The organism is Kushneria marisflavi (genome assembly GCF_002157205.1).
GTDB lineage: Bacteria > Pseudomonadota > Gammaproteobacteria > Pseudomonadales > Halomonadaceae > Kushneria > Kushneria marisflavi.
The window spans coordinates 910,409-923,407 of the sequence record NZ_CP021358.1 but is presented as its reverse complement, the minus strand read 5'-3'; the positions used below and the strand labels follow the sequence as shown (position 1 = coordinate 923,407).

General features: G+C 58.3%; 14 protein-coding genes and 4 tRNA genes. 7 read left to right on the top strand and 11 right to left on the bottom strand.

Annotated elements, in window-relative coordinates; translation table 11 throughout:
• Positions 1-63: 63 nt before the first annotated feature.
• The 6 genes from B9H00_RS04265 to uvrC all read right to left on the bottom strand — a co-directional run bounded on the left by B9H00_RS04265 (position 64) and on the right by uvrC (position 3,605).
• Positions 64-486: a GFA family protein gene (locus tag B9H00_RS04265; RefSeq protein WP_086899620.1), complete on the bottom strand. Its 423-nt coding sequence runs from the start codon at positions 484-486 to the stop codon at positions 64-66.
• Between the two features lie 218 nt (positions 487-704).
• Positions 705-791, bottom strand: a tRNA-Leu gene (locus B9H00_RS04260).
• 64 nt (positions 792-855) lie between these two features.
• Positions 856-929 (bottom strand) — tRNA-Cys (locus tag B9H00_RS04255).
• A gap of 63 nt (positions 930-992) precedes the next feature.
• Positions 993-1,067, bottom strand: a tRNA-Gly gene (locus tag B9H00_RS04250).
• An 83-nt stretch (positions 1,068-1,150) separates the two neighbouring features.
• Positions 1,151-1,699, bottom strand: coding sequence for a CDP-diacylglycerol--glycerol-3-phosphate 3-phosphatidyltransferase (gene pgsA / locus B9H00_RS04245; protein WP_086899619.1), 549 nt, complete (start codon positions 1,697-1,699; stop codon positions 1,151-1,153).
• 70 nt (positions 1,700-1,769) lie between these two features.
• Entirely contained in the window at positions 1,770-3,605 is a 1,836-nt protein-coding gene (gene uvrC / locus B9H00_RS04240) for an excinuclease ABC subunit UvrC (RefSeq protein ID WP_086899618.1), read from the bottom strand.
• A 201-nt stretch (positions 3,606-3,806) separates the two neighbouring features.
• Here uvrC and B9H00_RS04235 point away from each other — a divergent pair.
• A tRNA-Ala gene (locus B9H00_RS04235) sits at positions 3,807-3,882 on the top strand.
• Positions 3,883-4,136: 254 nt separating this feature from the next.
• Here B9H00_RS04235 and B9H00_RS04230 read toward each other — a convergent pair.
• The 3 genes from B9H00_RS04230 to B9H00_RS04220 form a co-directional block, all read right to left on the bottom strand.
• Positions 4,137-4,340: a putative motility protein gene (locus tag B9H00_RS04230; protein WP_086622129.1), complete on the bottom strand. Its 204-nt coding sequence runs from the start codon at positions 4,338-4,340 to the stop codon at positions 4,137-4,139.
• Between the two features lie 53 nt (positions 4,341-4,393).
• A complete protein-coding gene (locus tag B9H00_RS04225; RefSeq protein WP_086622130.1) occupies positions 4,394-4,624 on the bottom strand; it encodes a hypothetical protein in 231 nt (76 codons plus the stop codon).
• Positions 4,625-4,737: 113 nt separating this feature from the next.
• Entirely contained in the window at positions 4,738-4,941 is a 204-nt protein-coding gene (locus B9H00_RS04220) for a hypothetical protein (protein WP_086899617.1), read from the bottom strand.
• Between the two features lie 162 nt (positions 4,942-5,103).
• Between B9H00_RS04220 and B9H00_RS16740 the strand changes: the two genes are divergently transcribed.
• Entirely contained in the window at positions 5,104-5,652 is a 549-nt protein-coding gene (locus tag B9H00_RS16740; RefSeq protein ID WP_147376538.1) for a hypothetical protein, read from the top strand.
• Positions 5,653-5,831: 179 nt separating this feature from the next.
• Here B9H00_RS16740 and argF read toward each other — a convergent pair whose 3' ends face one another.
• On the bottom strand, positions 5,832-6,752 hold the full coding sequence (gene argF / locus B9H00_RS04205) for an ornithine carbamoyltransferase (RefSeq protein ID WP_086899614.1): 921 nt from the start codon (positions 6,750-6,752) through the stop codon (positions 5,832-5,834).
• A gap of 348 nt (positions 6,753-7,100) precedes the next feature.
• Between argF and grxD the strand changes: the two genes are divergently transcribed.
• Entirely contained in the window at positions 7,101-7,448 is a 348-nt protein-coding gene (gene grxD / locus B9H00_RS04200) for a Grx4 family monothiol glutaredoxin (protein WP_086622134.1), read from the top strand.
• Positions 7,449-7,524: 76 nt separating this feature from the next.
• Here the strand turns inward: grxD and rnt are convergent, their stop codons facing one another.
• Complete coding sequence (rnt, locus tag B9H00_RS04195) at positions 7,525-8,187, bottom strand: ribonuclease T (RefSeq protein ID WP_086899613.1); 663 nt, start codon at positions 8,185-8,187, stop codon at positions 7,525-7,527.
• A gap of 255 nt (positions 8,188-8,442) precedes the next feature.
• On the opposite strand from rnt, the gene B9H00_RS04190 reads away from it, so the two are divergent.
• The 4 genes from B9H00_RS04190 (at position 8,443) to B9H00_RS04175 (ending at position 12,998) form a co-directional block, all read left to right on the top strand.
• The gene (locus B9H00_RS04190; RefSeq protein WP_086899612.1) at positions 8,443-9,663 is read left to right on the top strand and encodes an argininosuccinate synthase; all 1,221 of its coding nucleotides are present in this window, start codon (positions 8,443-8,445) and stop codon (positions 9,661-9,663) included.
• A gap of 111 nt (positions 9,664-9,774) precedes the next feature.
• Entirely contained in the window at positions 9,775-10,095 is a 321-nt protein-coding gene (locus tag B9H00_RS04185) for an HlyU family transcriptional regulator (protein ID WP_086899611.1), read from the top strand.
• A gap of 39 nt (positions 10,096-10,134) precedes the next feature.
• A complete protein-coding gene (locus B9H00_RS04180; RefSeq protein ID WP_086899610.1) occupies positions 10,135-11,862 on the top strand; it encodes a SulP family inorganic anion transporter in 1,728 nt (575 codons plus the stop codon).
• A 74-nt stretch (positions 11,863-11,936) separates the two neighbouring features.
• Positions 11,937-12,998 (top strand): tRNA-queuosine alpha-mannosyltransferase domain-containing protein, encoded by a 1,062-nt coding sequence (locus B9H00_RS04175; protein WP_086899609.1) that lies wholly within the window; start codon positions 11,937-11,939, stop codon positions 12,996-12,998.
• The last annotated feature ends 1 nt before the right edge of the window (position 12,999 follow it).

Genomic DNA, 12,999 nt, shown 5'->3' with positions numbered 1-12,999 from the left:
CCTGCCGAGCCACCTTCCATCCTGCATCAAAAGACCCCTGCATGTTGTCTGAAGCGGCAAGGGTTACATTCCCATCAGTTCTCCGCCTTCTGATTTGGGCAGATCATCAGCGACATCCAGCACGCGGTCACGATAAAACAGATGCAGGGTCGGGGCGAGCTCGGCCGGGAGCTCACCGCCATTGGCCTTGCGAAACAGAGAATGCGGAATGACCGGCATGCCCGGTCTGTGACGCCCATAGACCGTAACGCCACACGTTTTGCAGACAAAGCGGCGCATATCACGATCGCTCATCCTGTAGTCAATGACCTGATCGGACGCTGGTGGCTCGACTCGATCGTCACGCCAGGCGGTGCCTGCCAGCATGACCGTGCCATACAGGGCGCGACAGCTGCCACAATGGCAGTAAAGTGTTGCTTCAGGTGCACCGTGCGCGGTAAGGGTGGTATTGCCGCAGTCGCAGCTGAGGTGATATGTGGTGGTCATCGGGTATGCTCCGAGCGTTGAAAGACAGAGTCAGTCAAGCACATGATTTTCCGGCTTGCGCGGAAAATACCCGGCGATCGCATCTGGATAAGCACAGGGTATGGACGTGCGTTTTCAATGCCGGATGTTGGAGGCATCAAAAGGATTCAATTTATAGAAAAGGCAAAACCCGAAAGAGATATAAAAGCGGGGGAGAGTACTGATTCTGCTGAAATGATTGGTGCCCGGAGCCGGGATCGAACCGGCACGACCTTGCGGTCGAGGGATTTTAAGTCCCTTGCGTCTACCTGTTCCGCCATCCGGGCGAGGAGTCGACGGCTAATCTGCTTGAGGCCATTTGATACGGCCGTGAGTCAGGCAGAAGGGAGATGGAGGCTGGAGTCGGAATCGAACCGGCGTACACGGAGTTGCAGTCCGCTGCATAACCACTCTGCCATCCAGCCTCAAAACGGTGCGGAAAACGAGATGGCGTTACTCATTGACCTGTCCGTTGATCCCGTAAGGGATGGAGCGGGAAAGGAGATTCGAACTCCCGACCCTCGCCTTGGCAAGGCGATGCTCTACCACTGAGCTATTCCCGCTCAACGGGTGCGAAATATACCGATGTGACAGGGAGGTGTCAAACAAAACCCGGTAAAAATCGCACCTGAGTCACACGTTACGCTCACATGGAGCGCGTCAGTTCCGGCCATGCAGCACGCAGATACTTGTACATCGACCAGAGCGTCAGAGTGGCCGCCAGGTACAGCAGCAAAAAGCCGATCTGTGCCAATAGCGTGCCGGGAGCAAAGCCCAGCAGCAAAATGATCGAGATCATCTGGAAGGCGGTCTTGTACTTGCCGATGCTGGAGACCGAGACGCTGGCACGTTTGCCAAGCTCGGCCATCCACTCCCGCAGTGCCGAAATCACGATCTCTCGGCCAATGATGACCAGGGCCGGCAGTGTCAGAATCGCATCGCTGTAGAACTCGATGAGCACGCCCAGCGCCACGGCGACCATCAGCTTGTCGGCCACCGGGTCCAGAAAGGCCCCAAATGGCGTGCTCTGATTCCAGCGGCGCGCCAGGTAGCCGTCAAACCAGTCGGTCACGGAGGCAATGGTGAAGATCAGGGCCGCCAGAGGATTGCTCCAGCCGGTCGGAAGATAGAACACGATGACCAGAAGCGGTATGAGTACGATTCTTGTCAGCGTCAAGATATTGGGGATGCTCATGGCACTATCGGTCCTGACCGGGGGTGAAACATACCTGCAAGAGTGGGGATTCTAACGCCTGAGGGCGCCATCAGCCATGCAGTGCCTGATGAATCTGTGTAGCAAGTTGTGCATTGATGCCCGGCACTCGGGCAAGATCATCCCGGGAAGCGTTGCGAATGCCCTGCAGACCACCAAAATGACGCAGTAATTCCCGGCGTCTTTTGGGTCCGATACCGGGAATCTCCTGAAGGGTAGACGAACGTCGGGCCTTGTCACGTTGTTGACGATGCCCGGTGATGGCGAAGCGGTGCGCTTCATCGCGGATATGCTGGATCAGATGCAGTGCGCCGGAGGAACTTTCCAGCGACAGGCTGCGCTCGACGGTGTCGATAAAAAGCGTCTCGAGCCCCGGCTTTCGAGTGGTACCCTTGGCCACGCCCAGCAACACGATGTCAAAGACGCCCTGTTCCTCGAACACTTCACGCGCCATGTTGAGCTGACCCTTGCCGCCATCCACGATCAGGATGTCGGGGCGTGCCACGTCACCGTTCTGGATGCGCTTGTAGCGCCGTGTGAGGGCCTGACGCATGGCGGCGTAGTCATCGCCGGCAGCCACCCCTTCAATGTTGAAGCGGCGGTAGTCGGACTTGATGGGGCCACTCTGGTCAAATACCACGCAGGAGGCCACCGTGGCTTCGCCGCTGCTGTGACTGATGTCAAAGCACTCCAGTCGATGAGGCGTCTCTTCCAGATCAAGGGCCTCGGCCAGTGCCTTGAAGCGTGCGTTGAGCTGCTGGCGGCTGGCAAGCTTTGTGGCCAAGTGCTGATCGGCGTTGGTCTGTGCCAGCTCCAGCCACTGGGCACGATGGCCGCGCACCTGATGGGCAATGCGTATCCGGCGCTCGGCATGTTCGGAAAGAGCGTCCTGCAGAATGTCCTGATCCTCAAGAGCATGCGAGGTCAGCACCTCGGTGGGCATCTCGTTGCTCTGGCCCAGATAGTACTGACTGACAAAGCTGCCAAGTAGCGCTTCCAGACTCAGGTCCAGACCGTTGTCGGGCATATGATGACGCGAGCCGAGCACGCGCCCCTGACGAATGATTAGCACACTGACACACAGTCCGCCGGGGCGCTCGGCGAGTGCGAAGACATCGGCATCGCCGCCGGCCGTATCCACCGACTGCTGGCTTTGTAGACGACGCAGCTGTTGGACCTGGTCACGCAGAAAGGCCGCCTGTTCGAACTGGAGTTCCTTTGCTGCTGCTTCCATGTCGGTATAGAGCTTTTGAGTGACCTGATCGCTCTTGCCTTCCATGCACATCAACGCGTGGTCGAGATCGCGCTGATAGTCTTCCTGGCTGATGTAGCCCACGCACGGTGCCGTACAGCGATCAATCTGATACTGCAGACAGGGTCGGCTTCGATGAGCAAAGACCGAGTCCTCGCAATTGCGAATGCGAAAGATTTTTTGCATCAAGGACAGGCTTTCCCGCACGGCGCCCGAGCTGGTGAACGGACCGAAATAGCGACCGTCGCCGCGCTTTTGACGCACACGTCGGAGTTCCAGTGCGGGGTAGGGATGACGGTCGCTGGCAAAGATATAGGGATAGGACTTGTCGTCACGCAGCAGGATGTTATAGGGCGGGCGCTGCTGTTTGATCAGGGTCTGCTCAAGCAAAAGCGCTTCGGTTTCGCTGCGGGTCACGGTCACCTGAATGTCCCGGATGCGGCTGACCAGTGCCTGTGTCTTGGCGTTGAGCCCGGTATTGCGGAAATAGCTCGAAAGACGCGCCTTGAGACGTTTGGCCTTGCCGACGTAGAGAACATTCTCGTGTTCATCGAGCATGCGATAGACGCCCGGTGACTCGGTGACCGTTTTGAGAAACTGGCGTGGATCGAACGCCGTGATCACCTCATCGTTCATGATGGTCTCCGCAAGTCATAATGCCCTCATTTTAACAGATATCCCCGAAAAGACCGTGGTATCCCTGTCAGCGGCTGTTCCAGTGAGGTGATTTGACGTGGTTTGTGAGGGCTGATGGGGGAGCGTACGTCTTGTTGCAATCTCTCATCGTGGAAAAGTGTTGACGCAGACATTCCTGTGTCGTAAATTACGCACCGGTTCGGGGCCTTAGCTCAGCTGGGAGAGCGCAACACTGGCAGTGTTGAGGTCAGCGGTTCGATCCCGCTAGGCTCCACCAAAAACATCATCGAAAAAGCCGCTTCAGTACTTCTGAAGCGGCTTTTTTGTGTCTGCTTTTATCCTGCGAATCATGATGGTTCATGGCCTGCATAAACCGTCCCGAGTCCGCATGGACTGTCTGTTGGATGGTCAAATGGAGTTAACGCAGCAGGCGGCCGGTCGGATAGAGAGCATGTTGCCTGCGTACAGACGATCAAAGGCACCACCCGTGAAGGTGATGCCTTTGCATTAGAGTGCCTACGCCCATTGCAGTCAGGCAGTAGTGTTGATGCGCGTGCCTACCAGACCTTCCGTAGCAAGCTTTGGCATCGTATCGACGGACGACATGAGCTGTGCCATCTGATCGGCCTGGCCATCCAGTGATTTTTTCAAAACGCTGGTCTGTATCTCGCTGGTGAGCTGATGCTGCTGCAGCGCCATTGAAGCATTCACCATGCCATTTACGCTCACATCCATAAGCCTTCTCCTGCGTCGAGTGGATTACCGCTGCTCAAGCAGCGGATGGCGCCTCAGCCAACGATGGCTTCGGCAGCCTCGGGGGAGAGTGTCTCAATAATCACGCACTCTGCCGCCTCGGGCACAAGACCGGTAATTCTGACCCGGTAGTAATAGTGGACATCGTTGCCGCTGCCCCTGTTTTCTGCCACGACACTCGACATCATGTGGCACTCATCGCCGGGATGAAGATCCGGCGGCATTAATTCGATGGGAATCCATGCTTTTGTTCCGGTCGCCAGCATAGGTCGCTCCTGCTCGTAGCCTTGTCAGGCAGCACCGGCTGCCCGTATGGCTCTCTTATCGGCACCGTTTGCCACCGCTTTAGTTCGGCGTGAGAACTGGCATCAGACACGGATCATCTCGTGGTGGTGGTGTCCTCAGGTGACTCGACAGCAAGAATCTCGCACAGGGCTTCCGTAGGACCGACCTCTCTTACCAGCAGTGCACAGCTCACCTGTACGCCCGTTTCGCGCTCAAGGCGCAAATGAAACAGCGTGCCGACGTCGGCATTATCAGGCAGCTCTTCGAGCGCCACGACCAGCTCATCGCCTGTGGTCATCCTGTCCTTCCATTATAAAAAAGCGATTTCGTCAAAAATAAACTGTATTCATATACAGTTTTAGCTTGCCCGCCTCGTTTTTCAGCGCAATAATTATCCACAAGGGATAATTATTATCCTGAGCAATAAACGCTACACCCCATACTCAAACAGGAGGTGTCCATGTGGAACGTACTCTGGGGGTTCTTCGGCAGAATTCCCGCCCGGGTGCTGATCGCACTGGTAGCCATTGTGCTTTTGCTTGGTGGTCTTTGGGGCTTTACCTATCGGCTGGATCAGTGGCGGCAGGCGCTTTCCAGTGCTCAGGAGGATGCTCGAAGTGCTCATGAGCTTGCGCAGCGCCAGCAGCTGGTAGCGCGTGCCTGGCAGGCCCATGCCGAGCATCTGGCCGAGGTGGGGGCCCGTCGCGAACAGCAACTCGAGGCCAATCAGCAGGCACTGGCCGGCAAACGACAACAGCTGGAAAGGATAATCAATGATGACCAGACATCAAAGAAATGGGCTGATCACGCTGTGCCTGACGGGGTACATCAATGGCTGCGCCAGCTCGCCGCCTCAGACAGTACCGGTGATGGTGCCACCGCCGCCCATGCCCCGTTATCTGACCCAGCCCCTGCCGGCACCGCAGGAGATCGCCAACATCCGTACCAATCAGGACCTCATCTCATTGCTGACGGACTACGAACAGCTGCGACGGCGAATGAACACTGATCGGGAAAGTGTCCGCAGGCTATGGGAGAACATGGCGCTGTCGGCGAGCGATGAACAGCTCACCGAAGATGAGGCGTTCGATGGGCAAGACGCGGAGGGTGGGCAGAGCCAGGCGGAATGAGTAGAAGATATTCAGAACAGCATCGACGTCATCGCCCGGGCGATGACGTCGCATGAGGTCATCCGTCGACGCGGCCGACCATCAGAAACTCCAATAGCGCCTTTTGAGCATGGAGTCGATTACCCGCTTCCTGCCAGACGAAGGCGCGCGGGTCATCCAGCAGGGTCTCGCTGACCTCTTCACCGCGGTGGGCGGGCAGGCAGTGGAGGAACATGACGTCGTCATCGGCGGCGTCCAGCATGGCTTCGTTAACCTGAAAGCCGCTGAAAGCCTTCATGCGCGCAGCCTGTTCTTCTTCCTGACCCATGGAAGCCCAGACATCGGTGGTGATCAGGTGGGCGCCTTTTACTGCCGCTTGCGGATCACGATAGATTTCGACGCGTGAACCGGCCGCTTCAAGAATGTCCTGATCGGGTTCGAAGCCTTCCGGGCAGGCAATGCGCAGATGGAAATCAAACTGTCGAGCAGCATTGATCCAGGAGTGACACATGTTATTGCCATCGCCCACCCACACGGCCGTCTTGCCCTTGACCGGCCCGCGACATTCGATCCAGGTCTGCATGTCGGCCAGCAGCTGGCAGGGATGATAGTCATCGGAAAGCGCGTTGATGACCGGAATCGAGCTGGCATCGGCAAATGATTCGATGCTTTCGTGTGAAAAGGTACGAATCATGACTGCATCGACCATTTCGGAAAGGACGCGAGCAGTATCACCGACCGGTTCACCGCGACCAAGCTGGCTGTCACGCGGCGACAAAAACAGCGCATGACCGCCAAACTGAGTCATGCCGGTTTCAAAGGAGACACGGGTCCGGGTGGAGGATTTTTCGAAAATCATGGCCAGCGTTCGATTTTTCAGCGGCGTGTAAACCGGACCGTTGTCGGCCAGCTCACGCTTGATGGTGATCGAACGATCAATGAGATAGGCCAGTTCCTGAGGTGACAGATCCATCAGGGTAAGAAAGTGGCGAAGGGCCATGTCTCGATGCTCCTGTGTGGGCATAACGTTACGGTGATTGAAACGTCTCAGAGCGTCACACCGGGCATGACGCTCGAAAATGAGGATGCCTTGATGCCGCGCCCTGTTGAAAAAACCAACGAAAAAGCGCCGCACGATAGCTGGCGGCGCTTTGAGATATTGCCATGGTCGATGGCGTAATGCGGGCGTTACTGCTCGACATCGACCCCGTTCATCCTAACCAGAGCCTTTTGGGCACGCAACTTCCTGTACTGCAATGCCTTGATCCGGGCTGATTTAGCCCCCATGTCCGCGTACACTGAGGCCAGACATTCATGGGCGCTTCAAGCCCCCTCCTGGAGACCGGATATGAGCGAAACACTTGATACCATCAAGCAGCAGATCAGCGAAAACAGCATTCTGCTTTACATGAAGGGTTCACCGCAGATGCCGCAGTGCGGATTTTCCGCTCAGGCCGTACAGGCACTGATGGGCTGTGGCGAGCGCTTTGCCTTCGTCAACATTCTGGATAACCCGGACATCCGTGCCGAGCTGCCCAAATACGCCAACTGGCCGACCTTCCCGCAGCTGTGGATCAACGGCGAGCTGGTCGGCGGCTGTGACATCATCGTCGAGATGTATCAAAACGGCGAGCTGGCCCCGATGATCAAGGAAGCGGCTGCCAATGCCGCGCCGCAGGAAGGCGATAACGCCTGATTCGGTCAGTGATTGACACGAAAAACCCGCCTCCATGGAGGCGGGTTTTTTAATGTTGGCAGTCGAGACCCAATGATCAGTCGCCGTCCATGCTCTGCTCACGCAGCGCCAGATCCCAGCCGCCCAGATCCTTGAAGCGGTTGACGATGGCACAGAAAAGCTCGGCGGTGCGCTCGGTGTCATAGCGCGCCGAATGTGCCTCCTGACTGTCAAACGGAATCCCCGCGGCGCGGCAGGCGCGTGCCAGCACGGTCTGCCCGTAGACCAGCCCCGAAAGCGTTGCAGTGTCAAAGCTCGAGAAGGGGTGGAAGGGGTTGCGCTTGATGCCGGCGCGTTCGACGGCGGCATTGAGAAAACCGTGATCAAAGGCGGCATTGTGGCCGACCAGAATGGCGCGATTGCACTGATGAGACTTGAGCGCCTTGCGAATCGGTTTGAATATCTCCTCAAGCGCTTCCTTTTCCTTGAGGGCGGCGTTCTGGCGAAGCGGACTATCCAGACGAATGCCGGTAAAGTCGAGTGCCGACTGTTCGACGTTGGCGCCCTCGAACGGCTCGATATGAAACGAGAAGGTCTCATCCGGGAGCAGATGCCCCTGTTCGTCCATGGTCAGCGTGACGGCCGCAATTTCAAGCAGCGCATCAGTGCGCGCATTGAAACCACCGGTTTCCAGATCGACCACGACGGGCAGAAAGCCTCGAAAGCGACCGGACATGAGTTTCGGAACAATATCGTTCATCGTCGTGCTCTCCTGTCACAGACAACAGAAGACGCCATGGGAATCGAGAACGCGTATAACCGGGCAGGGCCCGCAGATATGGTGACCGGCACAGGAAGCCTTCTGGTCGGAAGATGGATTCGGTTTGCAGGGTCGCAGTGTAGCATTGTGCTTGCTGTCAATCCCATCCATCACACGTGACGCGGTGTTCGCCGCGATCCGGTGACGATATACTCACGATACACACAAAGCATGACTACGCCTTAAGGAGCCGGTATGTCCGATGTAAAAAAGGTTGTCCTGGCCTATTCCGGAGGACTCGATACCTCCGTGATCGTCCAGTGGCTCAAGGATACCTACGACTGTGAGGTCGTGACCTTCACGGCTGACCTGGGTCAGGGAGAAGAGGTCGAGCCTGCACGTGCCAAGGCACAGGCGCTGGGTGTGAAGGAAATTTACATCGAAGACCTGCGCGAAACCTTCGTGCGTGACTATGTGTTCCCGATGTTTCGTGCCAATACCATCTACGAAGGCGAGTACCTGCTGGGCACCTCGATCGCCCGTCCACTGATCGCTCGTCGCCTGATCGAAATTGCCAACGAAACCGGTGCGGATGCCATCGCACACGGCGCCACCGGCAAGGGCAACGACCAGGTGCGTTTCGAGTTGGGTGCCTACGCGCTCAAGCCCGGTGTGAGGGTCATCGCACCGTGGCGTGAGTGGGACCTCAACTCCCGCGAAAAGCTGATGAACTATTGCGAAGAGCGCAATATTCCGGTCGATTTCGCCAAGAACAAGAAGAAATCCCCCTATTCGATGGACGCCAATCTGCTGCACATCTCCTATGAAGGCGGCGTGCTGGAAGATCCCTGGACCGAAGCCGAAGAAGAGATGTGGCGCTGGAGTGTCAGCCCCGAAGCCGCACCGGATCAGGCCACCTACATCGACCTGACCTTTGAGCGTGGCGATATCGTCGCCATCGATGGCCAGGCCATGAAGCCGCATGACGTCCTCTCTTATCTGAACAGGATCGGTGGCGAAAACGGCGTCGGTCGTCTGGACATCGTTGAAAACCGCTATGTGGGCATGAAGTCCCGTGGCTGCTATGAAACACCCGGTGGCACCATCATGCTGCGTGCCCATCGCGCGATCGAGTCGATCACGCTGGATCGCGAGTCCGCACACCTGAAAGATGAGCTGATGCCCAAGTACGCCGAGCTGATTTACAACGGCTACTGGTGGAGCCCGGAACGCAAGATGCTGCAGGCCGCGATCGATCAGTCTCAGGGCTGCGTTAACGGTGTGGTGCGTCTCAAACTCTACAAGGGCAACGTCATCGTGGTGGGCCGTGAGTCGGAAGATTCGCTGTTCGATGCCTCGATCGCCACCTTTGAAGACGATGCCGGTGCCTACGACCAGAAGGATGCCGAGGGCTTTATCAAGCTCAATGCCCTGCGTCTGCGTATCGCAGCGAAAAGGGGTCGTCTCGACGACTAAACGACCGTTGTCGCGTCACGGAGGGGCCGCTTTTCAGCGGCCCCTTTTGTGTCAGACTGAGAGCGATCATGCGCGGCGGGCGCATCGACACCACCATCCTCAGGAGTGGATATGCTGAAAAAACTCTTCGATGCGCTGCGCGGCTCCGGCAGCAGCGCAAGTGCTGGTGAGCCACACCGTGAGGTGGCCGATACCGTTGAGTACAAGGGATGTGAGATCGTCATCACACCGGCTCCGGCGGGCGGGCAGTATCGTATCAGCGGTCTGATCCGACGCGCGCGTGAAGACGGCGAGGTCCAGGAACTGCGCTTTGAGCGCTCCGATGTGCTGCCCGATCGCGACAGCTGTATCGATATGACGCGCACCAAGGCCGAGCGCTACATCGATGAGCAGGGCGATCGACTGTTTGAAGATACCCATCGCCCGGTCTGAAGCAGTCCATTGCCCGTCTCGTGAGTTCAGGGAGTCGTGATGAGCAGGTCCGATACCGGAGGTCCCGCGCTGTTACCGGCCATCGCGCGCTGGCGCCAGCTTTCAAGCGGGGATCGCTTCAGCGATCTGATTGCAGGATTGATTACGGCGGCGCTGCTGGTCCCGCAGGGTATGGCCTATGCGACGCTTGCCGGGCTACCGGCCCAGGCAGGGCTTTATACGGCACTGGCGCCACTGGTGCTGTATGCCCTTTTTGGCACCAGTCGCGTGATCGCCATGGGCCCCATGGCGCTGACCTCGCTGCTGGTCGGTGAAACGCTGCGCAATACGGGTATACCGTTATCTTCCTTTGCCGGTCATGCGGCATTGCTGGCGGCTCTGGTAGGGGGCTGGCTACTGCTGATTCATGTCTGCCGGCTGGGGCGCCTGATCGATTTTGTCAGTCCCAGTGTCATGCAGGGATTCACTACCGCCTCGGCACTGATGATCGTGCTGTCTCAGGCCAGCGATCTGCTGGGCATCAATGCCGCTTCCGGCAATGCCATCGAGCGTCTTTTAGCCCTTGCCGGCTCGCTGGACGAGGTGACGCCGGGCGCCGTGCTGTTTGGTGGCGGTGCCATGGTGCTGTTACTGGCCATGCGGCGTGGGCTATCGGCGCTGCTACACCGTTTGGGGCTACCAGAGGCAGCCGCCACGGTACTGGGCAAGACCGGTCCGCTGATCGTTTTGGTTCTAGCATTGGTATTGGTGCCGCTGTGGCCCGGCGCACTGGCACAGGTCGGACAGATTCCGGCCGGACTGCCACCGCCCACATTGCCCACGCTTTCCTTTAGTGCCATGCAGGCGCTGTGGCTGCCTGCACTCGGGATTGCGCTGATCAATTACGTTAGCGCCATTTCGGTGGCCCAGACCCTCGCTGCCAAACATCGTGAGCGTCTTTATCCGCAGCGCGAGCTCTGGGTGCTGGGCGCGGCCAATCTGCTGGCGGCCCTGACCCGCGGTTTTCCGGTCACCAGCGGGCTGGGACGCGCCGTGGTCAACGATCAGGCCGGATCTAAAACGCCCCTGTCCTCTCTGTTTGCTGCCCTGGCCCTGACAGGGGTACTGCTATTTGCGACCTCCTTGTTTGCCCCGTTGCCACAGGCCGTACTGGCCGCCATTGTCATTCAGGCCGCTGTCCCTCTGGTGGACCCGAGCCCACTTTTGAAGGCATGGCGCTATTCGCGCGCTGATGGCCTGGCCTGGCTGGCCGCTTTTGCCGGCGTACTGCTGCTGGGGGTCATGCAGGGGCTGCTGGCCGGTGTCGGCATTGCACTGGCGCTGCTGCTGGCCCGTGCGAGCCGGCCACATATCGCCGAGATCGGCCAGTTGCCCGATGGCGGCTTTCGCAACTGCGAGCGTTTTGAGGTCGAGCGCCTGCCACACCTGATGATGGTGCGGCCGGATGCCAATCTGCACTTTGCCAACATGGGCGCACTGGAGCGCTGGATCAATGAGCATCTGTTTGATCGAGACCAGATTACCGACATGGTGCTGGTGCTCAGCAGTGTGACTCATATCGACGGTGCGGCGTTGCACGCCCTGGAAACGCTGGATGAGCGCCTGAAACAGCAGGGCGTTGCGCTGCATCTGGCCGAGCTGCGGGGTCCGGTGCGCGATCAACTTCGTCATACCGCTTTCATGAGCGACCACCATCCGCGCGTTTTCTTCACCTGTGCTGCCGCCTGGCAGGCGCTGTCGGGAGATCAGGTCGAGTTCAATATCTAGCGCCTGCGGGGTCAATATCGCCCCGCAGGCTGAATGGCACTCTACAATAGCCCTTTTGTCCTGAGGGGCCTGTCATGAAGGCACTGTTACTGTCGGCTTATGCCGCCGACAGCCATCGCTACTGGGCACGTGGTCTGATGGCCCACCTTGAGGCCATCGACTGGACCCTGATCGAGCTGGCGCCGCGTCATTTTCAGTGGCGCGTGCGTGGCAACCCTCTGAGCTTCATGAGCGAGCATGACGCCACGCTGTCGCAGTCCTTTGATCTGGTCGTGGCGACCTCGCTGGTGGACCTCGCTACGCTCATCGGACTCTATCCGCATCTGGGGTGTGCCTTTCGCGTGGTTTATTTCCATGAAAATCAGTTCGCCTATCCGTTGGGAGATCAGCAAACGCGCCGGCTCGAACCGCTTATGGTCAATCTTTACAGCGCACTGGCCGCGGATCGAGTGCTGTTCAACAGCCAGTGGAACCGGGACAGTTTTTTTGATGGCGTGGCGGCCTTTTTGAAGAAAATGCCCGAGCGGGTCGCCCCATCGCGACTTGAGGCGCTGAAAACTCATTCGGAGGTTCTGCCCGTGCCGCTGTGGCCGCTGGCTCAGGCGCCATCATCTGGTCAAGGAACGCCGGCCCGTATCCTCTGGAATCACCGCTGGGAATACGACAAGAATCCTGAAGACTTCTTCACCGCCCTTGAGGTGCTGTCCGGTTCAGGTCTTGAATTTGAGCTGGTCGTAATGGGACAGGTCTTTCGGCATCGTCCCGAGGTTTTTGACCATGCCCGGTCTCGTCTGGCCCGGCATATTACCTGTTGGGGCCATCAGACACGTGAGCGCTATCTCGAAGAGCTGGGAAAGGGCGGTATCGTGGTGTCGACGGCCTGGCACGAGTTTCAGGGCCTGGCCGTGATGGAGGCGGTGCAGCATGGCTGTGTGCCGCTGGTGCCGGAGCGACTGTGTTTTCCCGAGTACTATGCCCGGGCGTATCGCTATGACGGTAGCCGGCAGGCATTGATCACACGTCTTGAGCAGTGGCTGATGTCACCCGATTCTCGTCCGGCATCGCCGGACATCAGCTCCTGGGCGTGGCCGCAGATGAGGCCACGCTACCAGGCACGACTGCAGTCCACGAAGTAGT